The sequence below is a fragment of the Streptomyces sp. NPDC058295 genome, from assembly GCF_042880655.1.
GTDB classification, from domain to species: domain Bacteria; phylum Actinomycetota; class Actinomycetes; order Streptomycetales; family Streptomycetaceae; genus Streptomyces; species Streptomyces coriariae.
Genome location: NZ_JBHVYO010000040.1, coordinates 28,815 through 51,341 on the forward strand (window position 1 = coordinate 28,815; position 22,527 = coordinate 51,341).

Annotated in this window: 17 protein-coding genes; 6 read left to right on the forward strand and 11 right to left on the reverse strand. The window is 73.7% G+C overall.

Features of this window, described 5'->3' with window-relative positions; genetic code table 11:
- Window positions 1–4 precede the first annotated feature (4 nt).
- From ACFVYS_RS33075 to ACFVYS_RS33085, 3 genes are read right to left on the reverse strand one after another with little or no spacing between them, the layout of a single operon-like run.
- A complete protein-coding gene (locus tag ACFVYS_RS33075; protein ID WP_389508085.1) occupies window positions 5–4,183 on the reverse strand; it encodes an amino acid adenylation domain-containing protein in 4,179 nt (1,392 codons plus the stop codon).
- Complete coding sequence (locus ACFVYS_RS33080; protein WP_389508086.1) at window positions 4,180–4,488, reverse strand: acyl carrier protein; 309 nt, start codon at window positions 4,486–4,488, stop codon at window positions 4,180–4,182. The genes ACFVYS_RS33075 and ACFVYS_RS33080 overlap by 4 nt, the downstream gene beginning before the upstream one ends.
- A complete protein-coding gene (locus ACFVYS_RS33085; RefSeq protein WP_389508088.1) occupies window positions 4,485–5,615 on the reverse strand; it encodes a ketopantoate reductase family protein in 1,131 nt (376 codons plus the stop codon). Before ACFVYS_RS33085 ends, ACFVYS_RS33080 begins: the two co-directional genes overlap by 4 nt.
- A gap of 716 nt (window positions 5,616–6,331) precedes the next feature.
- On the opposite strand from ACFVYS_RS33085, the gene ACFVYS_RS33090 reads away from it, so the two are divergent.
- From ACFVYS_RS33090 to ACFVYS_RS33115, 6 genes are all read left to right on the forward strand, one after another.
- Window positions 6,332–6,709 (forward strand): acyl carrier protein, encoded by a 378-nt coding sequence (locus ACFVYS_RS33090; protein WP_389508089.1) that lies wholly within the window; start codon window positions 6,332–6,334, stop codon window positions 6,707–6,709.
- 138 nt (window positions 6,710–6,847) lie between these two features.
- Window positions 6,848–7,921, forward strand: a complete 1,074-nt coding sequence (locus ACFVYS_RS33095; RefSeq protein WP_389508091.1) for an SAM-dependent methyltransferase — start codon at window positions 6,848–6,850, stop codon at window positions 7,919–7,921.
- Window positions 7,921–8,307, forward strand: coding sequence for a cupin domain-containing protein (locus ACFVYS_RS33100; protein ID WP_389508093.1), 387 nt, complete (start codon window positions 7,921–7,923; stop codon window positions 8,305–8,307). The genes ACFVYS_RS33095 and ACFVYS_RS33100 overlap by 1 nt, the downstream gene beginning before the upstream one ends.
- Complete coding sequence (locus ACFVYS_RS33105) at window positions 8,304–9,380, forward strand: pyridoxal phosphate-dependent aminotransferase (RefSeq protein WP_389508095.1); 1,077 nt, start codon at window positions 8,304–8,306, stop codon at window positions 9,378–9,380. The genes ACFVYS_RS33100 and ACFVYS_RS33105 overlap by 4 nt, the downstream gene beginning before the upstream one ends.
- 77 nt (window positions 9,381–9,457) lie before the next feature.
- Complete coding sequence (locus ACFVYS_RS33110) at window positions 9,458–10,483, forward strand: methyltransferase (protein WP_389508097.1); 1,026 nt, start codon at window positions 9,458–9,460, stop codon at window positions 10,481–10,483.
- On the forward strand, window positions 10,480–11,343 hold the full coding sequence (locus tag ACFVYS_RS33115) for a hypothetical protein (protein ID WP_389508099.1): 864 nt from the start codon (window positions 10,480–10,482) through the stop codon (window positions 11,341–11,343). The genes ACFVYS_RS33110 and ACFVYS_RS33115 overlap by 4 nt, the downstream gene beginning before the upstream one ends.
- Window positions 11,344–11,478: 135 nt before the next feature.
- Here ACFVYS_RS33115 and ACFVYS_RS33120 read toward each other — a convergent pair whose 3' ends face one another.
- From ACFVYS_RS33120 to ACFVYS_RS33155, 8 genes are all read right to left on the reverse strand, one after another.
- A complete protein-coding gene (locus ACFVYS_RS33120; RefSeq protein WP_389508101.1) occupies window positions 11,479–12,201 on the reverse strand; it encodes a thioesterase II family protein in 723 nt (240 codons plus the stop codon).
- On the reverse strand, window positions 12,198–13,682 hold the full coding sequence (locus ACFVYS_RS33125) for a class I adenylate-forming enzyme family protein (protein ID WP_389508103.1): 1,485 nt from the start codon (window positions 13,680–13,682) through the stop codon (window positions 12,198–12,200). Before ACFVYS_RS33125 ends, ACFVYS_RS33120 begins: the two co-directional genes overlap by 4 nt.
- Window positions 13,679–14,194: a hypothetical protein gene (locus tag ACFVYS_RS33130; RefSeq protein ID WP_389508105.1), complete on the reverse strand. Its 516-nt coding sequence runs from the start codon at window positions 14,192–14,194 to the stop codon at window positions 13,679–13,681. Before ACFVYS_RS33130 ends, ACFVYS_RS33125 begins: the two co-directional genes overlap by 4 nt.
- Before the next feature lie 29 nt (window positions 14,195–14,223).
- Window positions 14,224–15,372 (reverse strand): beta-ketoacyl synthase N-terminal-like domain-containing protein, encoded by a 1,149-nt coding sequence (locus tag ACFVYS_RS33135; RefSeq protein WP_389508107.1) that lies wholly within the window; start codon window positions 15,370–15,372, stop codon window positions 14,224–14,226.
- A gap of 338 nt (window positions 15,373–15,710) precedes the next feature.
- Window positions 15,711–15,902 carry a hypothetical protein gene (locus ACFVYS_RS33140; protein ID WP_389508109.1) on the reverse strand — a complete coding sequence of 64 codons (192 nt, stop codon included), beginning with the start codon at window positions 15,900–15,902 and terminating at the stop codon, window positions 15,711–15,713.
- A 17-nt stretch (window positions 15,903–15,919) separates the two neighbouring features.
- Window positions 15,920–16,957 carry a rod shape-determining protein gene (locus ACFVYS_RS33145; protein ID WP_054238174.1) on the reverse strand — a complete coding sequence of 346 codons (1,038 nt, stop codon included), beginning with the start codon at window positions 16,955–16,957 and terminating at the stop codon, window positions 15,920–15,922.
- 219 nt (window positions 16,958–17,176) lie between these two features.
- On the reverse strand, window positions 17,177–18,667 hold the full coding sequence (locus ACFVYS_RS33150; RefSeq protein WP_389508111.1) for an FAD-binding protein: 1,491 nt from the start codon (window positions 18,665–18,667) through the stop codon (window positions 17,177–17,179).
- Between the two features lie 129 nt (window positions 18,668–18,796).
- Window positions 18,797–22,525, reverse strand: coding sequence for an SAV_2336 N-terminal domain-related protein (locus tag ACFVYS_RS33155; protein WP_389508113.1), 3,729 nt, complete (start codon window positions 22,523–22,525; stop codon window positions 18,797–18,799).
- Window positions 22,526–22,527 lie beyond the last annotated feature (2 nt).

A 22,527-nucleotide genomic window follows, 5' to 3' on the forward strand; every position in this document is an offset into this window, starting at 1 on the left:
TCCTTCAGGAATGTACGGAGAGCGGGGACGCGGAAGACGCCCATGACAGGGGGTGGCCGGGCAGACGCAGACGACGGGCCGGGCCGGCCGGGGTCAGCCGCACCTCGGCGCCCTGGCACCACAGGGCCGCGAGGGCCGTCAGCAGCGCCCGCTCGTCGGGGTCCTGGGCCGCGAGGTCGAGGACGGCCACCTCGCCGAGCCGGTCACAGGCCGTCCGGAGCAGCTTGGCCGGCTCGGCCTCGGCCGACAGGTGCTGCTCCTGCGGGGCGGGCCCGTCGGGGAACAGCGGACCCAGCGCGGTGGACCACAGCAGGGCGGGACGGCGGGGCAAGGGGAGGCGTGCGCCGGTCCCGTCGGCGACCAGCCGCACGCCTTCCTCGGCCGTGAGCGCGCCGCTGACCACCGCGGCCGCGAACCGTCCCGTTCCCACGCCGTACACCGCCGCCGGGGTCACGCCCCGTTCGGCGAACCGGCCGGCCAGGCGCAGTTGGCGGGTGAGCGGCTCGGCGGCCCGGTCGGTGTCGTCCGGCGGGCCGTCCGCGAAGGCGAACACCACGGCCGGGGGCGAACCGGGGGCGGCGGGCGTCGCGGTGTGCGGGGCACGCAGGGCACGCACCGCCTCGGCCGGGTCGGACGCCACGACGGCACAGCGGTGACCGAAGTGCCGGCGGCCCACCTCCAGCGTGTGGGCCACGTCCGCCAGCGCCAGGTCCGGGTTCGCCTCCAGATGGGCGGCCAGCCGCTCACGGGCGACGAGCAGGGCCTCGGCGGTGGCGGCGGAGAGGGCGACGATCCGCGGACCGGGAGTCGGCAGCGGCGCCGTGCCGGCCGGCCTCGGCGGCGCGCCTTCGAGGGGCCGTCGGGGCACGACGGCGGCCGGGGCCGCCGTCCCGCCCATGGGCTGGTCGGCCGTGGCGATCAGGCGGGCCTGCTCGCGGACCGTGACATGGCGCAGCAGGTCGATGATCGGGATGTCGGCGCCGGTCGCCAGCCGCAGTTGCTCCCGCAGTTTCACCAGCAGCAGCGAATGGCCGCCGGCGTCGAAGAAGTTGCGGTCGGGCCCGAAGCCGTCGTGCTCCAGCACCGCCCGCCAGGCGGCCCGCACACCTTCCGTCACGGAGGTCGGGGAGGCTGCGGAGGCCGCAGGGGGCACGGAGGTGAGGGAAGGGCCGGCAGCAGCGGAAGCCATCGAAGGCGGTTCCGGTGCGAGGGCCGGAGCGGGGTCGGGCCGAGCGGACCCGGTCGCCTGCTCCGGGTCCGGCAGCCGACGCCGGTCGATCTTGCCGGTCGGGGTGAGCGGCAGCTCCCCGACCAGCAGCAGGTGGCTGGGCACGGCGAAGGCGGGCAGCCGCAGCCTGGCGTGCCGGCCGAGCTCGTCGGCGTCCGTGCCGGGCGCGGCCACCGCGTAGGCGACGATCTCCTTCTCGCCGCGCCGGTTGACGCGCGTCGTGACGAAGACCGACTCGACGGCCGGGTGCGCGTCCAACACCGCTTCCACCTCGCCGAGTTCGACGCGCTGGCTGCGGATCTTGACCTGGTTGTCGTTGCGGCCGATGAACTCCAGCAGGCCGTCGGGGCGCCAGCGCACCCGGTCACCGGTCCGGTAGAGGCGGGTCGGGCCGTCGGTGACGAACCGGTCCGCCGTCATCCCGGGCGCGTTCAGATAGCCGTCGGCCAACCCCGCCCCGCCGAGCAGGAGCTCGCCCGGAACCCCGCGCGGCACCGGACGGGTGCCGCCTTCCTGCACGACCCGTACCTCGGTGCCGGGCACCGGTCGGCCGATGGGGACCGTCCTGGCGTTCGGCGCGAGGTCGGTGATCGGGAACCAGGTCGAGGTGAAGGAGTTCTCGGTGGGGCCGTAGCTGTGCAGCAGGACGCCCGGCCGGGACCAGCGCAGCGCACGGCGCATGTGCCGTACGGAGATCAGCTCGCCGCCGAAGTACACCCGCCGCAGTGACTGGAGCAGGTCCGGGGCGTCCTCGATGATCCGGTTGAGCAGCGGTGTCGTCACGAGCAGCGTGGTCACCCCGCGCTCGCGGACCACCGTCCGCATCTCACGGGGGCTGAGCACCAGGTGCTTGTCGAGGACGACCAGTTGCGCGCCGTGCGTGAGGGCGCCCCAGATCTCGTAGCTGGCGCCGTCGAAGTTGAGCGGGCACAGCTGCGCGACGACGTCCGTCTCGTCCAGCGGGAGGAAGTCGGGCCGTACGAAGAGCCGGGCCAGGCCGCGGTGCGGCAGCACGACCCCCTTGGGCCGGCCGGTGGTGCCGGAGGTGTAGAGCACACAGAGGGTCGCGGAGTCGTCGTACGCGAGCTCGGGGGCGGACCGGCCGCGGGCCCGCGCGAGCGCCTCGCCGACCGGAACGGCGGTGCCCTCCGCCACGTCGAGGGTCTGTCCGCAGTCCGGGTCCACGACGAGGACCGCGGGACGGGCGTCGTCCACGATCAACTGGAGCTGGGCCTGCGGATAGGCGGGGTCGAGGGGGAGGTAGGCGGCGCCGGCCAGGGCGGACGCCAGCCAGAACACCGGGGTCTCGACGCCGGGGGCGAGCAGCAGCGCCACGGTGTCGCCGGGCCCGACACCCCGGTCGCGCAGCCAGCCGGCCACCTCGCCCGCGCGGCCGGCGAGTTCGCCGTAGTAGAGGGTGCGCTCGCCGTGGCGCACGGCGACGGCGTCCGGGCGGTCGACGGCGTGCCGCAGGACCAGCTCGGGGATGCTCGGCGCCGGTGACGCGACGGGCGCGCCGTGCGCGGCGACCTCGGACAGGCCCGGGTCGCAGGCGGCGAGCAGATCGCCGCAGGTGCTCTCCGGGGCGGCCACGGCGCGGGCCAGCAGCTCGCGCAGTTCCCCGGCGAACAGCTCGGCGGTGGCGGGGAGGTAGCGGGCGGTGTCGTAGTAGACGCACAGCCGGGTACCGGCCGAGCCCTCCAGCACGTTGACCGAGAACTCGTACTTCGTCGTCTCGTCCGGGTGGTCGAAGCGGCGGACGGTCACCTCTCCGGCCTGCCACTCGTCCTCGTAGGCGGGGGTGTACATGAACACCGTCCGCTCGACGCCCGGCCCGTTCGCCTGCGCGCTGCGGATCGCCCGCAGCCGCCGCACCGGGAGGTGGGCGTGCTCCATCGCGTCGAGCATCTGCTCGCGCAGCCGGGCCGCCACGTCCAGGAAGCGGTCGTCGAGGGACATCCGGTCACGCATCGGCAGCGCCCGGCTGAACAGGTCGACACGCTCGGCGTCGGCATACCGGCGGCCGGCGAAGACCATGCCGAAGGTGCCCTCGGACTCCCCGGCCCACGCGTGCAGCAGCACCGACCAGGCGGCGAGCAGCACGACGGCGGGGGAGCCACGTTCGGCGGCGGCCAGCGCCTGGACGCCCGCGTGCACCTCGGCGGGCAGGAGCACCTCCACCCGGCCGGAGGGACCGGGGAAACCGTCCTCCGGCACCAGGTCGTGCGGGGGCGCGAGGGAGGCGGGGGCGTCACGCAGGACGGAGGTCCAGTACTTTTCGGCGTCGGCGTCGGAGTCGGAGTCAATATCGGCATCGATATCGGCGTCGGCGTCGCGATCGCCCTGTGCGTCGGCCTCGGCACCGGCGGCAGCAACGGCAACGGCACCAGCATCAGCACCGGCACCGGCACCGGCACCCGTACCGGTCTCGGCATCGATGGCGGCATCGATGTCGGACGACGGGCGCGGAGCCGGGACCGGGCCGCTCGTCGTCCGGGCGCGGTACGCCGTCACCAGGTCCTCGGCGAGGATCCGGCTGGACCAGCCGTCGGAGACGATGTGGTGCATCGTGACGGCGAGCAACGCGCCGCCCTCCCCGGCCAGCAGCGTCGCGCGCAGCAGCGGCGCGGTGGCCAGGTCGAAGGGCGCGCGGCCGGCGACGACCGCGCGGGCCAGAGCCTGCGCACGGTCGTAGCGGCCGGGAAGCCGGTCGGTGACGAACGCCATCGGCGGGTCGGTCTCGGCGGTGCGCCACAGCTCGCCGCCCTCGGTGACGAAGGCGCAGCGCAGGGCCGGGTGGGCGATCAGCACATCGCCGAGCGCGGCACGCAGCGCCGGTATGTCGACGGTCGGCGTGAACTCCAGGTCGACGGTGACGTTGTAGCGGTCGGACTCCGGTTCGCGCTGGCAGGCGAGCCAGACGTCCAGCTGCTCGGAGGAGGCGGGTTTCCTCACTGCGGGACCGCCAGGTGCTCGCCGGTGGCACCCGTACGCAGGGTGCGCACCAGGTTGGCCACCGTGCGCACCGAGTGGAAGTGGAGCGGGGTGAACTCGGCGTCCGTGATGGCCACGCCGAAGCGCTGCTCGCACTGGGCGCGCAGCTCGACGAAGCCGAGGGAGTCCAGGCCCAGCACGTCCTGGAGGCCGTCGTCGTCCCCGATGCGTTCGGTGGGCACGTCCAGGAAGAGGTCCTCGACGAGGATCTCCTTGAGGGTCGCTTCCAGGGTTTCGTCCAGTGTCTCGCCCGAACCGACGGTCATGACGTTTCTCCCTTGCGGTAGGTGGATCGGTGCGGTGCGGGAAGCCCCGCCTGCCGCTCCCGTTCGGCGGCCCTGCGCGCCAGTTCGGTCAGCGCGGGTACGGCCACGTGGTGGTCCCGGGCGCGGCGCAGCACCGGCTCGGTGAGCGCGGCGAGTTCGGTCGGCCGGACCCCGGCGGCGACGTCCCGGTGCAGGGAGGTGTCGGTCCGGCCGGGCAGGGTGTCCAGGGTGTGCAGCAGGTTCCGGGCGTCGACGGCGACGGTGTCCGCGGCGGCGACGGCACAGGCCTCCCGGGCCGAGTCGCGCAGCAGGGCGGACAGCTCGGGCCGTCGGCGGACGATGCCGAGGGGGCCGTCGGCCACGGTGGTGGCCAGCGCCAACGGCAGCAGGAGGACCAGCTTGCGCCACAGGACGCTCGCCGGATCCCGCTCCGGGGTGCAGCCGAGACCCGCGTCGGCGAGGACCTCGGCGAGCCCGCCGAGCCGCCGGCCACCGGTGCCGGCGCCCCTTTCGGGACCGTCCCCGGTGTGGCCTCGGTCTTCGGGATCGTCCCCGGTGTGGCCTCGGTCTTCGGGATCGTCCCCGGTGTGGCCTCGGTCTTCGGGATCCTCCCCGGTGTGGCCCCGGCCTTCGGGATCCTCCCCGGCGCGGTCGCGGTCTTCGGGGCCGCCCTCGGCGCGGCCGCCGTCGGTGGTCGCGAGGCTGATCTCCGCGTACAGGGAGTTCCAGGTGACCCGGCCGGGCGCGGTGCGTTCCGCCTCGATGAGGATCGCGCCGACGAGCTGGCGGGGCCCGAACCTGGTCCGCAGCGATCGCGGATGGTCGAGTCCGTTGAGCAGGGGGACGACAGAGTCCGGGGTCAGCCGTGGGGCGACCCGGGCCAGGGCGGCGTCCAGCGCGGGCGCCTTCACCGTCACCCACAGGACGTCGACCGGCTCGTCGAGCCGCTCCACCGCGCGTGCCTCGACGGCGAGGTCGCCGTGCAGTTTGCTGTGGACGTCGATCACGCCGCGGTAGCGGGCTCGTGAGGACTCCCGCATCACCAGCACGACCTCGTGGCCCGCGCGGGCCAGCGCCGCTCCGAGGGCGAGCCCGACTCCCCCGGCGCCCAGAATGGCATGCCTCAACACGCTTCCTTGCTGCGTCTCGTGACGAATGCCGCTGCCCGTACAGCGGTGCGCGCACAGGTGCACACACAGATGTGCGCCGTGCGGCGGGCAGCGGTAGACAACACCGTGTGAATGATGGAGAAAGGCCGGCTACGGCCTTTGAGAGATCAGGCGGCCACGGGTCAGGTGGTCACCGATCCAAGGATCATCGGAGTTCGAAAAGGACTCTGACGGAATATGGAACCGGTTGGTCGACCGGTTCTGTCTCCCCCGTTGCGGCGTACATCATTCCCCCTGTCACGCCGGTTGATGTCGGCCTCGAACGCAACCCTTGAAATACTGCGTTCACAATCGACAGGTCGACGGTAGAGGTGCCGAGTTTCGGCCGTCAACCCGCTTTTCGGCCAACCGGATGGCCGATGCAAGGGAATCACCGTGCGGGTTTACACCCAGCGTCGAAGTGTTGGCCAAAGGTGATCCCGGTGCAGGCTGGCCGACATTCGACCCTTGACTGGCTCGATGGCCGCTGCCTACTCTCCGATATCGGCAATCTGCCGCCAGGGTGAGCAATCACCTCAGGGACCGAACCGGTTTGACCGACCGGTGGAGCGTCCGTTTCTACGGGGGAAAACAATTGAAGCTCGACCTGGCCACGCCCATGTGCGTGGCCGTTCCACGGCTGCTCCGCATCCGGGGCGATCGACCGTGATCCGTCATGACACGGGGGAATTCTTTTGAACGACGACGGCGTGAAAACGCGTCCGGATCCGCATGCCGGGCAATCTTCCGGACCGCATTCCGCACCGCCTTCGGGGCGGCATTCCGGACCGCTTTCCGGGCCGGTTTCCGAACCGTCCGTGACACCGCCTACGCGGGTCATGGAAGCCCAGGTCAGAGCCGCGTGGGCCGAGGTGCTCGGGCATGACGACTTCGATGACGACACCCCCTTCATCGAGGCGGGCGGCCATTCCCTGAAAGCCACTCAGGTACTCATGCGGCTGCGCCGGCAGCTCGGTGTCCGGCTGCCCAACCGGCTGTTCTTCGACCACCCCACCGTGCGGGAACTGGCGGTGGCGGTGGAACGTGTCGCCGCCACTTCGCCCCGCGTGTAACCGGTTGCCGCCGATTCGGGCATCGGCATCGGCATCGGCTCAAGGCCGACTCGAAGCCGGCTCCAGGCCGACTCGAGCGGGTTCGACTTCGGCTCGACCGGAGCTCGGCATTCGACCGAAACAAGGAAGGCACTTCTCGTGACTGCTCCCCTTTCCCGTGACGGCCTCCAAGAGTTAGGTGAAAGCGTTTTCCGTCCCGCCGAATGGCAGGGCGCCGCGAACACCCCGCTCGATGCCGACACCGCGTTCAACGGATTCATCTCCACCCATGTCGTTTTCGCCCTGGAGCAACTGGGGCTGTTCGCCTGGTTCGACGCGGCCGACCGGCTCGACGTGCCCGACTACTGTTGGCGCCGACAGCTGGACGAAAGGGTTTTCCGCCAGTTGTTGTCGGCGGCGGAGGCCTTCGGGTATCTCGACGTCCGCGACGACCGGGTGACACCCACACCGGCCTGGGGCGACCTCCGCCGGAAAATAGGGTTCTTCACCTGGGGCGTGGGCGGATACCACGACGTTTTCGCCAACGCCGCGTCCATCGCGCGAGGGGAACGCGCTTTCGGCAAGGACGTGTTGCGCGACGAGGCCATGGTCGCGCTCGGCTCGGCCCAGGCCGACATGGCGCTGATGCGGAACCTGCTCGACGAGCAGATCGCCGCACTCGACTTCTCCGTCATCGCCGACCTCGGCAGCGGGATCAGCGAACGCGTGTGCCGCCTCGTCAAGTCCCGCCCCGGCGCCCGCGGTCTGGGCCTGGACATCAGCGCCTCGGCCACCGCGCTGGCGGCAGGCACCGTCGAGCGGCACGAGCTGGCCGACCGCGTCCAGCCGATCTGCGCCGACGTCCTCGACATCCTCTTCCGGGGCCGCCGCGTCGAGGGCGCCGACCAGGTGGACGTCGCGATGAGCTTCATGTTCCTGCACGACCTGCTCGTCGACCCCACCACCCGGTCGGACGTCATCCCGGCCCTGCGCAAGGCGTTCCCCCGCGCGCACACCTTCCTGCTCGCCGACACCACCGTCCGGCCGCGCGGCGAGCAGGACACGCTGCCCGTCTTCTCCAGCGGTTTCGAGCTCGCCCACGCGCTGATGGGTGTCCCGGTCTACACGCGCGAGGAGTACGAGGACCTCTTCCACGAGGGCGGGCTCCACCTGCGCCGCACGGTTCCCTTCGGCGCCCCCCACACCTACCTGTTCGTCCTGGAGGCCCAGTGATGAGCGAGCGATGTCCCGCCGGCCCCGAGATCGTGGAGGATCTGCCCATCCCCCTCGCCGTGGCCGGGCATCACCAGCCCGCGCCCTTCTACCTCACCGCGGACATGTTCGGCGGCCTGCCCGTGCAGCTCGCCGGAGGTGAACTCAGCGCCCTGGTCGGCAAGCCGGTCGCCGCGCCGCACACCCACCCGGTCGACGAGCTCTACCTGCTGGTCTCCCCGAACAAGGGCGGTGCCCGCATCGAGGTCCAACTCGACGGCGCACGCCATGAACTGCTCTCCCCGGCCGTCATGCGGATCCCGGCCGGCAGCGAACACTGCTTCCTGACCCTCGAGGCGGAGGTCGGCAGCTACTGCTTCGGCGTCCTCCTGGGGGACAGCCTGTGACCCCGGCCGCGGGACAGGCCGCCCCGGCCGCCGGCAAGGCGTTCAACACGAGTGTCCCCGGCGCCGACGACCTGATCCGGCTGCACCTCAGCGAGAGCCCCCACGGCGCCGGCAAGGCGGCCGTGCGGGCGGCCGAGCGCGAACTGGGACGGGTCAACGTCTACCCGGACCCCGAGCGGCAGGAACTGGTGCGGGCGCTCGCCGCGCACTGGAGTGTCGGCCCGGACCACATCGCCGTCGCCAACGGGAGTGACGAGCTCGTCCTGGCCACCGCCCTCACCCTCGGCGACCGGAGCCTTCCCGGGCTCGTCACCGACGGCACGTTCCCCGGCTACCGGGCCTGTCTGGAGCTCATCGGGCGCGGCTGCACCGCCGTACCGCTGAGTGGCACCGCCGTCGACGCCGCCGCCTTCGCCGCACGGCTGCCCGGACACGGGATCGGCTATCTGTGCAACCCGCACAACCCCAGCGGCGCGGCTCTCACCCGACCCGAACTGGCCGCGCTGGTCGACGCCTCCGGCCGCAGCGGGGTCCCGCTGGTCTTCGACGAGGCGTACATGGAGTTCGCCGACCCGGACACCCCGCAGACCCGCGAGCTGCTGGACGGGGGCGCGCCCGTCGTCGCGCTGCGCACCTTCTCCAAGGCCTACGGCCTGGCCGCGCTGCGCGTCGGCTACGCCGTAGGCCGGCCCGAGCTGATCGCCGGGCTGCGGGGGGCCCTGCGCGCCCTGCCCTTCAGCGTGAACCGGCTCGCCCAGGCGGCCGCGACCGCCGCCCTCGGCGACCGGGACTTCGTCGACGGGGTACGCCGGTCCAACGCCGAACGACGGCGCTGGTTCGTCGGCGAGCTGGACCGGCGCGGGCGCGCCCATCTCCCCTCCGTGACCAACTTCGTCGCCGTCGCGGCCCGGGACTGTGCCCGCGCGCAGGATCGTCTCGCCGCCGATTTCGGCATTCTCGTTCGCAATGCCGGGCTGTTCGGATTTCCCGGATACCTGCGCACGTCACTCGGCGAACAAAAGCACCTCGTGCGGTTCCTCGACGCCCTGGACGAGATCGAACGGACTCCCTGAATTTCCACCGGAACGCCCGGCGAAACGACCGACCGAACGAGAACGACTGGAGGCTTTTGGTGTTCCGCCAAGACCCGTTGAACACAATCCTCGCCCTGGGCTCCGGGTTCACCCCCACCGCCGTGCGGGTGACCGCGACACTCCGCCTGCCCGACCTGGTCGAGCAGGGGCACCGGACCGCGGCCGCCCTGGCCGCCGAGACCGGCACCGACGAGCAGTCCCTCGGCCGCGTCCTGCACTACGTCAGCCTCCTCGGCCTCTTCGAGGAGACGACCGACAGCGCGTCGCGGCAGCGGACGTACGAGCTCACCGACGTGGGCCGGGTGCTGCTCGGCGACCACCCGAGCAATCTGCGCCGCTGGCTGGACTACGAGGACCCCAGCCGGCCCATGGAGGCCCGCTTCGAACCGGCCGTCGGCCGGCTCATGGACGCCGTACGCACCGGTCTGCCGGTGTACGAGCAGGCGCACGGGCGGCCCTTCTGGAAGGACCTGGAGGCGCACCCCGACATCGAGAAGTCCTTCAACGCGGGCATCGCCCGGATCGCGGACCGGCTCGTGCCGGAACTGGCCCGCATCTACGACTGGGCGTCGGTGGGGCACGTCGTGGACGTCGGCGGCGGCAATGGCTCCCTGCTGCTGAAGCTGCTCACCGAGCACCCGGCGCTGCGCGGCACGCTGCTGGAGCTGCCGAGCGTCATCGACGAGGCCGGCGGGGTCACCGCTGCGGTGTCCGACCGCTGCGAGCTGGTCGCGGGCAGCTTCTTCGAGCCGGTACCGGCCGGCGGCGACGTCTACCTGATCGCCAACACCCTGCACAACTGGAGCGACCGGGACGCCGCCCGCATCCTCGGCCGCTGCTCGGCGGCGCTCGCCCCCGGCGGGCGGGTCGTGGTCGTCGAGCGGCTGCTGGACAGCGGCAAGGACCCCGTCATGGCGAGCTACGCCGACCTGCTGATGCTGGTCCTGCTCGGCGGCCGTGAACGCAGCATGGACGACCTGCGCGACCTCGGCGCCGGCGTCGGACTCACCCTCACCGACTCCACGAAGTTCGAGCTGCCCGGCCACTGGCTGGTCGAGTACACCAAAGAGGAGACCCGGTGAAGCGCTCGCTGAACCCGGACGAGCCCAACGCGCTGCTCTCCTACGACTTCGACCGGGGCAGCAACTACGAGAACGTCCTGCGTCTCACCGACGCTCTCGGCGCCCTCGTCCCGGAGAGCGAGACGGAACATCCCGACCAGCGGTTCTTCCAGGTCACCCACCTCATCACCGAGTACGCCTGGGTGCAGGTCCACTACGAGCTGCGCCGGGCGATCGGACACCTGGACCAGGACCGGTACCACCAGGCGGTCCGCATGTTCGACCGGGCCACCGGGCTCAGCGAGGTCACCGTCCAGGCGGTCCGGCTGCTCACCGACCACCTGCCGCAGCACAGCCTGCTGATGATGCGCAACGCGCTCCCCGAGGACGCCACCGGCCTGGACTCGCCCGGCTATCGCAACCTGCGGCGGGTGGCCCGTCCGGTCTGGAAGGCCTACGAGCAGGCGGTGGAGCGCGCCGGGCTGTCCCTGCAGGACGTGATCGCCCAGCAGGACGACGGCTACGACGGACCCCGCTCGTCCGGGTCGCAGTCGCTGGCCCTGGTGCGGGAGGCGATGCTGCGGCTGGACGGCAGTGTCCTCGGCTGGAAGCAGCACCACCTGATCATGGTCTGGTCGCAGCTGGGCGGCCAGCCCGGCCTGCGCAAGGGCAACGAGGAGGGCGACGACGAGCTCGAGCTGCCGCAGAGCCTGGGCGGCCGGTCCCTGGCGACGCTGGAGGCCCGCTCACAGCTGGCGCTCTTTCCGGAACTGTGGCGGGCGGCGGAGGACGCGTACTGGCTGCTCGGCACCCGGCACGACACCGACGCCCCGGTGCGCGGCGGAGCCGCAGGGGGGAACGGCTGTCCGGTGCAGCACTGACCAGAACGGGCCGGCACTGACCAGAACGGGCCGGCACGGGCCGGTAAGGGCCAGCACTGACCAGCACGGACACCGCTTCTCCGGCATCCCCCTCCTGGCACCGCCCCTCGCGAGCGGGCCGCCGACCGGTCTCGGTCAGCGGCCCGCTCGCTGCTGCGCGGCCAGGCCGAGAAGCCGGGCCGCGACCTCCTCGAAGCGTTCGTGGAGGAAGAAGTGGCCGCCGGCGAAGGCCTCGCCGATGTGCGTGCGCCGGGTGTAGTGCCGCCAGCCGGCCATCACCTCGGGCGGAGTGTCCGCGTCGCCGCCGCCCCACCAGGCGACGAGGTCGCTCGGGACGGGCCGCGGCTCGGGGTCGGGGCGGTGTCCGCCGAGCAGTGCCAGGTCGCCGCGGATGACCGGCACGAACTGGTGCCGCATCGGTGACCGGCGCACCTCCATCGGGATCCGGCCGTTCTCCGCGAGCGCGTCGAGCAGGGCGTCGTCGTCCAGGGCGAGCAGGGGCCCGTAGGAGGAGGCGCCGAGGAGGTGGGGCGGCCGGGCGGCGGCGACCACGACGAACTCGGGCGCGGGCCGGCCCAGGGCGTGCAGGGCGAGAGCCGTCTCGTGGGCTAGCAGGCCGCCCATGCTGTGCCCGAGCAGCGCGTACCGGCCGGGCGGGTCCAGCCGGAGGGCGAGGTCGGCGGCGGCCGCCCGCAGGCTCGCCGCCCGCGGCTCACGGGAGCGCAGGCCCTTGCCCGCGATCTCCAGCGGCCGGGCCCGCAGCCCGGCCGGCAGCTCGCGCCGCCAGCGCACGAAGCTGCGCGCGGAGCCGCCGGCGTGCGGCACGCAGTACAGGGTGAGCGGTTCCGGGCCCGTCACTTGTGGTGCTCGCCCGCGCGCAGCGACTGGATCCGGACCGTCAGCGGCAGTTCGTTGCGGGTCAGCAGGGACCGCAGATGCCGCCGCATCTCCGCCTCGGAGGGCGGTACGGCGTCGTCGACGAAGACGTCGAGCTCGAGGACGGCGGAGTCGTCGTCCACGACGGCGATCCTGGTCGCGGCACGGACCACCCCGGGCAGCGACTCGGCGGCCCGGCGCACGGTCGCCGTCGACACCTTCTCGCCGCGCACCATCGCGAAGTCCGACGAGCGGCCGTGCACGTACACGTACCCGTCGTCGTCGACGTGTCCGATGTCGCCGGTGGCCAGCAGGCCGGGCTCGATGAGATCGCCGCGCTTGGACGGCGCGGGCTCGCCGACCCGCCTGCGGTAGACGGTGTCGGAGCGCACGAGCAGTTCCCGCTCCCCGGTGTCGGTGGGCCGGGTGAGCACCTCGACGCCGTCCAGCGGCAGCCCCACCGAGCCGTGCCGGTGCGGGGGCTCCCGATGGGCGGCGAGGGTGGACACCCGCGGTCCGGCCTCGGTCAGCCCGTAGGTGATGTACAGGCCCAGCTCGGGGTTGAGTTTCAGCAGGCGGGAGACGTACGACGGGTCGAGGGCCTGGCCGCCCACGGTCAGCGTGCGCAGCGGCGCGGGCAGTTCGCCGCCCGCGGTGACGACGGACTTGATCAGGCTCGGGGTGAGCGAGGAGAGGGTGACGCCCCGGCCGGCGACCGTGGCCAGGTAGTCGGCCACCGAGAACGGCGGTCCCGCCATGACCAGCCGCGAGCCGTGCACGAGGCCGCCGAGGACCTGGGCGACCAGTGCGTAGGAGTAGTAGACGGGCAGGCTGACCAGGGTGGTGTCGGCGGCGCGCTGGCCGAGGGAACGGCCGTGGCGGCGGGCGTTGCGCAGCAGGGCGTCGATGCCGTGCAGGCATCCGGTGGCCATGCCGGAGGTGCCGGAGCTCATCAGGATCACGTGGCCCGGCCCGTGGTGCCGATACGGCCGGCCGGTGAAGAGGCCGACGTCGGCGCCGCCGATGCGGGTGACGTCGGTGACGCCGTACGCGTCGGCCCGCACGGCCGCCCTGACCAGGGCGCAGGCGCCCAGTTCGCGGGCCACCTCGCGGACCCGGGACACCGGGGTGGACGGGGAGAGCAGCACGGGGGTGTGTCCGGCCAGCGCGACGGCGAAGAAGAACCGGAGCGCCCGGATGCCGTTGGGCAGCACGATGACGACGACGGCGCCGGGCGGGGCCGGCAGGGCCGCGAACCGGTCGATCAGGGCGGGCAGCCCGGCCTGGCCGCCCGGATCCTCGGTACGGGACAGCTCCTCGACCCGGCCCAGGAAGTCGCCGACGACGGCGGGCTCGAGGAGCGGATCGGCCAGGTTCGGTGACGTCGTGCTCGGCGGTGGCGTGCTCGGCGACGTCGTGCTCGGGGTGGCCATGTTCCGCGGGGTGGTGTTCTGCGAGGTCATGTTCTCCGGGGCCTCCGCGTGGGCGTCGGCCCACTGACGACCAGGCAGTGCGCCCGGTGCTTGCCTTCGTCGTCGACTTCGTGGGTGACGACCAGGACGTGCGCGGCGCTCGGCGGGTCGCCGAGCAGCCAGTCGCCGCACAGTGCTCTGGTGAGCGGCACGGCCGGGGTGAGCGGCATGGGCAGCATCGACACCGGCCCGTGGAAGCCGAACGCCGAGCAGACGACACCGACGAGCGAGCCCGCCCCGGCGCCCGCGAACCGCATGGGGGAGACCCGGCCGCGCGGGACGGACTCGGCGAGCGCGCGCAGGGTGTGGCGCGTGGCCCGCTCGCTCACCCCGATGACACCGACCTCCTCGGGCCGGCCCGGCGCGGCGGCGCCGCAGTTCTCCAGCGCCGCCGCCACGGTCTCGGCCATCAGCCAGGCCACGGGGTCGGCGTACACCCCGGGGACGCGGCGCCCGACCGTGCCCGGGTCGTCGGTCTCCACCAGGGCGGAGCCGGTGATCACGGCTCCCGCGGGGCACCACTGCGCCGGGTTCACGCGGCGCCCCCGACCGCGGTCCGCGGCCCGTCGGCCGCCAGCAGCAGGCAGGTGTTGAAGCCGCCGAAGCCGAGGGTGAGGCTGATGCCGAGGGAGCCGGTGAACTCCCGGGGGCCGTCCGCCGCCAGCGGCAGGGACAGTTCCGGCATGACCGTGCGGGTGTGCGGGAGCGGGGGCACACTGCCGTGCCGCAGCGCGAGGAGCAGGGCGATGGCCTCCAGGGCGCCGGTGGCGCCGAGGGTGTGGCCGAAGGCCGGCTTGGTGGCGAAGACCACCGCCTCCGACTCCGGGCCGAAGACGGTGCCGTAACACGCCGCCTCCGCCGTGTCGTTGGCGCGGGTGCCGGTGCCGTGGGCGTTGATCACCGCGATGTCCCGGGCGTCGGCCCCGGCCCTGGCCAGGGCGCGCCGGACGGCGAGGACCGCGCCGCCCCCGGTCTCGTCGGGGGCGGTCGGCCCCGTGCCGTCGTTGGAGGCGCCCCAGCCGCGCAGCTCGCCCAGGATCCGGGCGCCGCGCGCCGTGGCCGAGGCCCGGGTCTCCAGCAGCAGGAAGCCGGCGCCCTCGCCGAAGAGGGTGCCGTCCCGGTCGGTGTCGAAGGGGCGGACGGTGCCGGACGCGGAGAGGGTGCCGAGCGCCCGGTGTCCGAGGAGCTTGCCCTCGGTGAGCAGGTCGATGCCGCCGCACAGACAGCGCTCCGCCTCGCCGCCGGTGAGCAGGGCCGCGCCGGCCAGCACGGCGTCGGCGCCGGAGGAGCAGGCGGTGCTCACCGACGCGGACCGGGCCACCCCCAGCCGTTCGGCGACGGTGGACGTCAGGGTGTGCGGCGAGGTCTCGGCGGCGTCGTCCAGGTGTGGGCCGAGGCTGCTGCCGAGCACCAGCGTGTCGATGTCCCCGGCCGGGCAGCCCGCGTCACGGAGGGCGGCGGTGGCGGTGGACACGGCGAGCGAGATCTGCCGCTCGGACGGAGCGCCGGCCGGCCCGCTGTCCGGACCTCCGTCCGGACCTCCGTCCGTCAGGAGGGCGGCCGGCGGACGGCCGTCACCCGCCGACTCCCGGATGCCCACGCGCCCGCTCGTCAGCTGCTGCCACACCTCGTCGAGACCGTCACCCAGTGCTGTGGTCCAGCCCATTCCGGTGATGCACACGGCCCGATCGCGGTCGGCTCTGCGGAAACCCCCCAATTAAATCCCCCCGGTGTTCCGATAAACGCGCTGGGCGAAGCTCTGCGGGACCCGCGTAACCCCGATTTGCCGATCGAAATTCTATTTGCATACAGCAATCGTATTTTAACGAAGGAGTTCTGGGGTGGCAAGGGACGCAGGTCGCGCACACCGGCGCCCGCCACGTCACGGTCGTCCCGTCCTCCCCCGTGGCCCCGGCGCTCCCGTCGTCGTGCACCGCGAGTTCTCGGCCAGGTGCAGGCGGCCGAACGGCTCGCCGTCCACGTCGATGGCAGCCCCCATGCGCCCGGCCCCCGCGCGACCTACGGGACCCGGGCAGGACCGGCGGTGCGGACGCGGGTGCGGTCCTCGCGGCCCGGGTCGGTCGTGGTGAGGGTCGCGTACCGGGCGCCGGTCAGCTCGGCGGCGTCCACGACGCGCTGGAGGATGGCGCGCAGTTCGAGCTCGGAGCTGACGCCGAGGACGGCGCGCGGGAAGGGCGGCGGGCCGGTCACGGTGGCCGGTCCCGGGCTCAGGCGCCCAGCGGGTCCAGGGTCAGCGGCTCGATCTTGCCCTCCAGCATGGCGCCCAGGCCCTGGGCGGCGCAGATGTCGGGCCGTTCCGCGATGTGTACCGGCATCCCCGTGGCCTGCCGCAGCATCTGGTCGAAGCCCGGCAGCAGGGCGGAACCGCCGACCATCATGATCCCGCGGTCGGCGAGGTCGGCGACCAGGTCGGGCGGGCACTCGCGCAGCACCCTGCCGATGCCGTCGAGCACGGCGGTCAGCGGGGTCTCGATGGCGTCCCGTACGGCCGCGGTGTCGACCTGCACGGAGCGGGCGAGGCCGGTGGCGACGTCCCGCCCGTGGATCTCGGTGGACGCCGGGCCCTGCGGGGTGAGGCCGTTGCCGGAGAGGGCGACCTGCAGAGGCCGGACGGACTGGCTGGGCAGCATCAACTCGTGCTCGTGGCGCAGGTGCTGGACGATCGCGTGGTCCACGGCCTCACCGCCCACCGGGATCCGCTCGGCGGTCACGATCGAGCCGAGGGAGAGGACGGCGACCTGGGTGGCGGCCGCCCCGCACACCATGATCATGGTGGCCTCGGGGCGTTCGACGGGCAGCCCGCAGCCGACGGCGGCGGCGATCAGGGTGTCGACCAGCTCCACGCGGCGGGCGCCGAGGCCCACCAGGGTCTCGATCGCGGCGCGCTGGGCGAGCGGGTCGGCGTCGTGCGGGGTGCAGGCGGCGGCGCGCAGGAACGGCTTGCGGCGCAGCTGGCGGCGGATCTTGTCGCCGAGCAGATGGCGCAGCATGCGCTGCGCCATCTCGATGTCGACGACCGTGCCGCCGGAGACCGGGCGTACGACGCGGATGTAGTGCGGCGTGCGCCCGGTCATCTTCTCGGCGAACTCGCCGACCGCGATCAGCGCACCGGTGCGGGTGTTCACCGCGGCGGCGGACGGCTGGTCGACGACGAGCCCGGCACCCTTCACATAGACCCGCGTCCGCGCCGCACCCAGGTCGACGGCGAAGTGGCAGCGGCGCAGCTGCTCCAGACTGGCGGTCATCGCAGGTCCTCCCGAGAGCACAGACCGTGGGGGCTCGCCGGGCCGGCGGGCCTCTCGTGTGTGGGCCGCCGGGCGGTCGGCCTCCTTCGCATAGTGCGGGGGCGGGGAGGGGGCCGCCTTTTCTGGTGGGCCGGGCGAGGCGCGCCCGAATGGGGGTTTTGTCTCACCTGCCCAAAGTAAGTATGAAATACAGTCAGGCCGGGGAGGCGCGCGGCCGGATCAGCCGAAGATGCCCTGCCCGGGGACGAGGATCCCCTGCGGGTCGTACGTCCGCTTCGCCGACTCCAGTCCCGGCCAGGCCGGGCCGAAGTGGGTGCGCCAGTCGGCGGGCGTGAAGGGGATGCTGCCGACGGGGTAGTGGGTGCCGCCGGCCGCGGCGGTGGTCTCGTAGGCGGCGCGGTTGGTCGCCAGGAGGCGGTCGACGGCGGCGGTGTCGTCCGGCGGAGCGGCGCTCAGCACATCGAAGAGGTACGACACGGCGTCGTCGGAGCTGCGCAGCAGCGGGGTGGTGAGGCGGTCGCCGCGCAGGGGGTAGAAGAGGATGACGGCCCCGGGGCCCGCGTCGGCCGGGGTGAGCCCGTCCAGGATCCGCGCGCCGACGGCCGCGGCGGAGGTGCCGGGCAGCATGAGGTTGAGCCAGGGGTGGGCGTACGTCCAGATGCCGGCCGCCTTCATGGCGGCGATGAGCGGGGCCAGCCGGTCGAGGAAGTCGAAGTAGGACTGGTCGGTGGACTGGGCGCTCGCGGGGTCGTGGCGCAGACCGCGCAGCAGTGCCGTGTCGTCGGGTGCGGGGCCCACCGGCGGGCCGTACGCCACCGCCTCCAGGACGTAGACCCCGAACGTTCCGGCGGCGTCCGCGTGGACCTGTCCCTCGACGTAGTCGAAACGGCCGTCCTGGACCAGCAGGCGCTGGTCGTCGAGGAAGACCGTCAGGTCGTCGTAGGTCAGCTGGTAGCGCCGTACGGTCTCGGGCGCGGGGACCAGGCGCAGGGTGGCCTCGACGATGACGGCGCACTGGCCGAGGCCGGCCAGCACGGCGTGGAAGAGGTCGGCGCGCCGGGACGGGGAACAGCGCACCAGCTCGCCCGCCCCGGTGACGACCCGCAGTTCGGTCACGTTGTCGACCTGGGCGCCGTACCGGTGGGCCTGGCCGCCCAGACCGCCCACCGACAGGGTGCCGCCGACGGAGAGTTCGAGGTAGTCGGTGAAGACGGGCGGGGTGAGGCCGTGTGCGAGCGTGGCCCGGGCCACCGCGCTCCACTTGGCGCCCGCGCCGACGGTGACGGTGGTGCTGTCGGGCCCCAGCGGGCCGATGTCCGCCAGTGGCGCGGTCTCGATGACCAGACCGCCTTCCACCTGCGCCTGGCCGAACGGGGCGTGTCCCTGGCCGCGCGGGGCGACCGGCAGGCAGTGGTCGTTGCAGAAGCGGACCATGGCGACGACGTCACGGACCGAGCCCGGGCGCAGGACCGCCGAGGGGCGCCGGTGCACGATGTGCCCGTAGTCGTCGGCCGCCGCGGTGAGTGCGAGGTCGTCCGTGACGAGCGTGCCGTCCAGCCGGGGAACCCTGGCCAGTTCCGTGACGGCCTCGGAGTCCGCGTCGGCCGTGGTCGCGGCCCAGCTGCGGGCGCCGGGGTCGAAGCCGATCACCGCGGCGCCGGTGACCGTGAGTCCGCGCAGGACGGTACGTCTTGACGGTGTGCCGAACATATGAATTTTCCCCCTCGGAATCCCCGTGAGATCTCCAAATCCACGTCAGGGTAGGCCAGTTGGCCCCGCGCGGTGCCGATTTTCGCCGGTACCGCCGCCCGTGGCGGTGCATCGCCCGGTTCGGCCGGTCTACAGCGCGCGGGCCGCTTCCAGCACCGGGGTGAGGGAGGGGACCACCGCCTCACAGCCCGCCCCGAGCAGCGCCTGCTCGACGGTGGGATTGCGCGCGAGGCCGAGAAAACGCAGTCCCGCCGCCCGGGCGGCGGCCAGCTCGGCGGGCGTGGAGCCGATCAGGACGCCGGTGGCGGCGGACGCGTCGAGCGGCCGCAGGGCGTCCAGCAGCCGGTCCGGGCTGGGCGTGAGCCGGCCGAGGTCGTCGTCCCGGCCGTGGACGCCGGCCGGCAGCGGAAGCCGGTAGGACTCCAGATAGCGGTGGACAGCCGCTTCGCAGACGTCCGTGGCCACCCCGACCCGGCGCCCGGTGTCGTGCAGGGTACGGACGAGGACGACGGAGTGGTGCGTCGTCGGCGCGTCCGGCACGGCGCTCAGCTCCAGCCGGTCGAGACGGTCCCGCAGCAGCGGGCCCAGCCGGTCCTGGGCGAAGGCCCGCAGCACGTCCAGCGGGTGCACGAACAGCTCCCGGCCCGCGCCGCCCGGGGCGACCGGCGGGCGGCCCGCCAGGGCGTCCTCGGGGTGCCGGTGCTCGGCGACGATCCTGAGCAGGTCGAGGGCGGCCGCGCGCGCGGTCGTCGCCGTGAACAGCCGGGCCAGCGGGCCGTCGAAGCCGAACAGTACGGTCTCGGCGTCGGCCAGCAGGTCCTGGAGCGGGCGCCCGGAACGGCCGGCCGGCCGGTGCACCGCGGGGGGCGGCGCGTAGTCCGGCGCGAGCGTGACCGCGCAGGTCACCGCCAGACCCGGCACCGGCCACCTGCCGAGCTGGGAGTTGACCGCCCGCTGCGCGCCGGCCGCCCGGCGGACGGAGTGGTGGCGGGTGATGCGCGAGCCCGCCGCCAGCAGATGCGCCAGCAGCCGCTCGCGCACGCCCGCGGTCTCCGCCCGCACGAACGCCACCGGGTCGTCGACCCGCCAGGTGAGCTCGACGGCGGCGACGAAGGCGCCCTTCCCCGAGCTCGGCAGGGAGACCCGGTCGACGACGTGCCGCGGCGTCAGATCGACCTCGTAGTACGTCGCCGGACGCGGCGGGCGGCCCCCGTAGGGCAGGACGGGGTCGAGGAGGGTGAGCGGGCTGTCGGGACGGGTGTGCACGATCGCGGTGCGGCCCGGCGCGGGGATGCCCAGCTGGCGGAGGTCACGGGTGAGGAAGGGCCCGCGCACCGGCTCCCGGAGCTCGTTGCGGTCGTCCGCCGCGTCCCCCGCGCTCTCCTCCGGCGGCAGCGGGCAGTACCAGGCGAGCGGCGGGGCGTCCGGGGCGTCGCCGAACAGGGGCCGGAAGCGGTGCGGCCCGGAGGCGGCGGAGCTGTCGGCGAAGGCCGCGTAGAGGGCCGGGGGGACGGTGAGGAGGACGGGGGCGGCGCCCTGCGCGGGCGCGGGGGTCTCGGGACCGCCCTGGAACGTCACCCGCAGATTCGGCGGTTCGGCCAGCTCGGCGAGCGGACCGGGGAGCCCGCGCAGGGCGGCGGCGAGCACCGGGAGCAGATACGCCTCGGGCTGGATCCGCACGACATACCCGTCCGGGCGGACATGGACCTCGTACTGCTGAGGCGTGAGATCGCCACGGGCCAGCACTTCATGGACGGCGTATTCGAGGGTGATACGAGCTTCGGGGCGCGCGGTGAGGTCGGCGCCGGCCTCGAAGAGAAGTGCGTGCCGCGTGCCGGTTCCGGCGCCGGTCATCGGCGACTCGGTCACCGGCGGTTCGCTTACCTGCGTGCCGGCACCCGGCGGTTCGGCTACCGGCGGCTCCGGCGCGCCGGTCTTCAGGTGCCCGGTCTCCGGTCGTTCGGCTGCCGCATGCCCGGTCTCCGGTCGTTCGGCTGACGCTTGCTCGGTCTCGGGTTGTTCGGCTGCCGCTTGCTCGGCTTCCGGTCGTTCGGCTGACGCTTGCTCGGCTTCCGGTTGCGCGGCCGCTGCCCGTTCGGTCTCCAGGTGTTCCGCTGACGCCCGCTCGGCCTCCCGGTGGTCGGGTGCGGTGCGGTCGGTCTCGCGGGCGTCGGGTGTCAACCCTGCCGGATGCGGCCGGAGTTCGTCGGGCATGGGGGTCGGCAAGGCGTCGGTCGGGGTTTCGGGCCGGGGCGCGGGGGCCTCGATGCTTCCGCCCAGCCTGCGTACCGTTTCCGCGCTCACCGTCGCGAACGCGCCGGCCATGCCGCCGGTCCCGCCTGTCTCCGCGCGGAACTCGCCCGTCGCCAGGCCCGCGCGTTCGTCGATCAACCCGCCGATCCGGTCCAGGAGTTCGCGGGTGCGGCCGCGTGTCGTGCGCGGCAGGGTGCGCAGCAGCAGCTCGCGTACGCCGGGGCGGAAGTCGTACGAGCCGGGCGGACCCGGGACGGTGGTCAGCATGCCGCTGAGGATCACCTCGGCCAGGTGCTGGGGGCGCGGGTCGCGGTTCACGGCACGTTGGACGAGGCGCATCACCGGAACCGAGGGGACGGCCAGGGCCAGATGGCCGGCCAGCCGGAACGCCTCCCGGGAGGCGGTGGCGCGGAAGCGCAGCACCAGGTCCTGGGCGGGCAGGGTGGCCGGGTCGGCGGCCTCCGGCCCAGCGGTCCCGGGCGGGACGGGCGCCGGTGGCAGCCAGGCCACCGCACCCGGGGTGCGCGCGCCGCCCGGACTCGCCACCAGCGCCGCCCAGTTGGCCAGCCAGGGCGCGCCCGGCTCCAGCACGGGGATCGGGAGGGCCGCGCCCGGCCGGGACGCGGTCTCCGGGTCGTACGGGGTGAACGTGAGCGCGGAGAGCGGGGCCGCCCGGGTCGCGGAGAAGAGCAGGCCCGGCTCGGCCGGGAGAGCCGTCGTGGGCCACAGATGCTCCGGGAGCGGCTGGACGACGGCCAGCGGCATCCGGGTCGCCCAGTGCCGCAGGGTCCGGTACCAGCGCTCGCCCGCCGGTCCCGGGCGCCACTGCGGGCCCATGCAGTCGCTCACGATCAGGGTGACCGTCCGGCCGTCCGCGGGGTGGGTAACCTGCCGGGCCTCGCCGTCGGGCGTGGCCGGGTGCGGGGTGACCGTGCGGAAGACGCCCGACTGGGCGAGGGCGGTGTGCAGTTCACGGATCAGGGGCCGCCAGACCGGCATCGTCGGACCGGTGTCGTGCACGAGGTGGAGACGCAGCCAGCGGTCACGCGCGGGACGCAGCACGGGCAGCCAGACGTCCGGGTGGGCGCCCAGCCGGGCGATGCGGTCGGCCGTCGCCCGCTCGTCGAGGAGACGGGCCCGCGCCGAGGGCACCGTGCGCTTCAGCGGGCGCAGGGCCCGCTGGAGGGCGAGGGGATGCGGGAGCATCGCGGGCGCGGGCGCGAGGACGGGCCGGCTCCCGGCGCTGCCGCCGCCGGAGCCGTCACCGGAATCGCCGGCGGGCACGGGAGTGGGGAGGTGGAGCGAAACACGGTCGGTGGGGTCGCCGGGCGCGGACTTCGGCGACGTACTCCCCGCCGTACGGTCGGCGTCCGCGTGGTCGGGCCCGCGGTCGGTCACCGCGTCGGGCGTACCGCCGGAGTCCCGCTCGGCCCGACCGTCCGCCGAGTCCGCCGCGTCCGGCACGGCCGACTCCGGCCGCTCCGATGCCTCCTCCGGGTCGCTCGACAGCCCTGCGAGCCACAGCAGTTCGGCCAGCTCGCGGGGGGTGGGCGCGGTGTCCGCGGCGGCCGTCAGCAGGGCGGTCAGCCGGTCCAGGGAGGACATGT

What these genes read in the sequence shown, in the direction of transcription:
- ACFVYS_RS33125 (WP_389508103.1), bottom strand. Translation starts at nt 13,682, where the DNA reads ATGACCTCGCAGAACACCACCCCGCGGAACATGGCCACCCCGAGCACG.
- ACFVYS_RS33080 (WP_389508086.1), bottom strand. Translation starts at nt 4,488, where the DNA reads ATGACCGTCGGTTCGGGCGAGACACTGGACGAAACCCTGGAAGCGACC.
- ACFVYS_RS33100 (WP_389508093.1), top strand. Translation starts at nt 7,921, where the DNA reads ATGAGCGAGCGATGTCCCGCCGGCCCCGAGATCGTGGAGGATCTGCCC.
- ACFVYS_RS33155 (WP_389508113.1), bottom strand. Translation starts at nt 22,525, where the DNA reads ATGTCCTCCCTGGACCGGCTGACCGCCCTGCTGACGGCCGCCGCGGAC.
- ACFVYS_RS33150 (WP_389508111.1), bottom strand. Translation starts at nt 18,667, where the DNA reads ATGTTCGGCACACCGTCAAGACGTACCGTCCTGCGCGGACTCACGGTC.
- ACFVYS_RS33145 (WP_054238174.1), bottom strand. Translation starts at nt 16,957, where the DNA reads ATGACCGCCAGTCTGGAGCAGCTGCGCCGCTGCCACTTCGCCGTCGAC.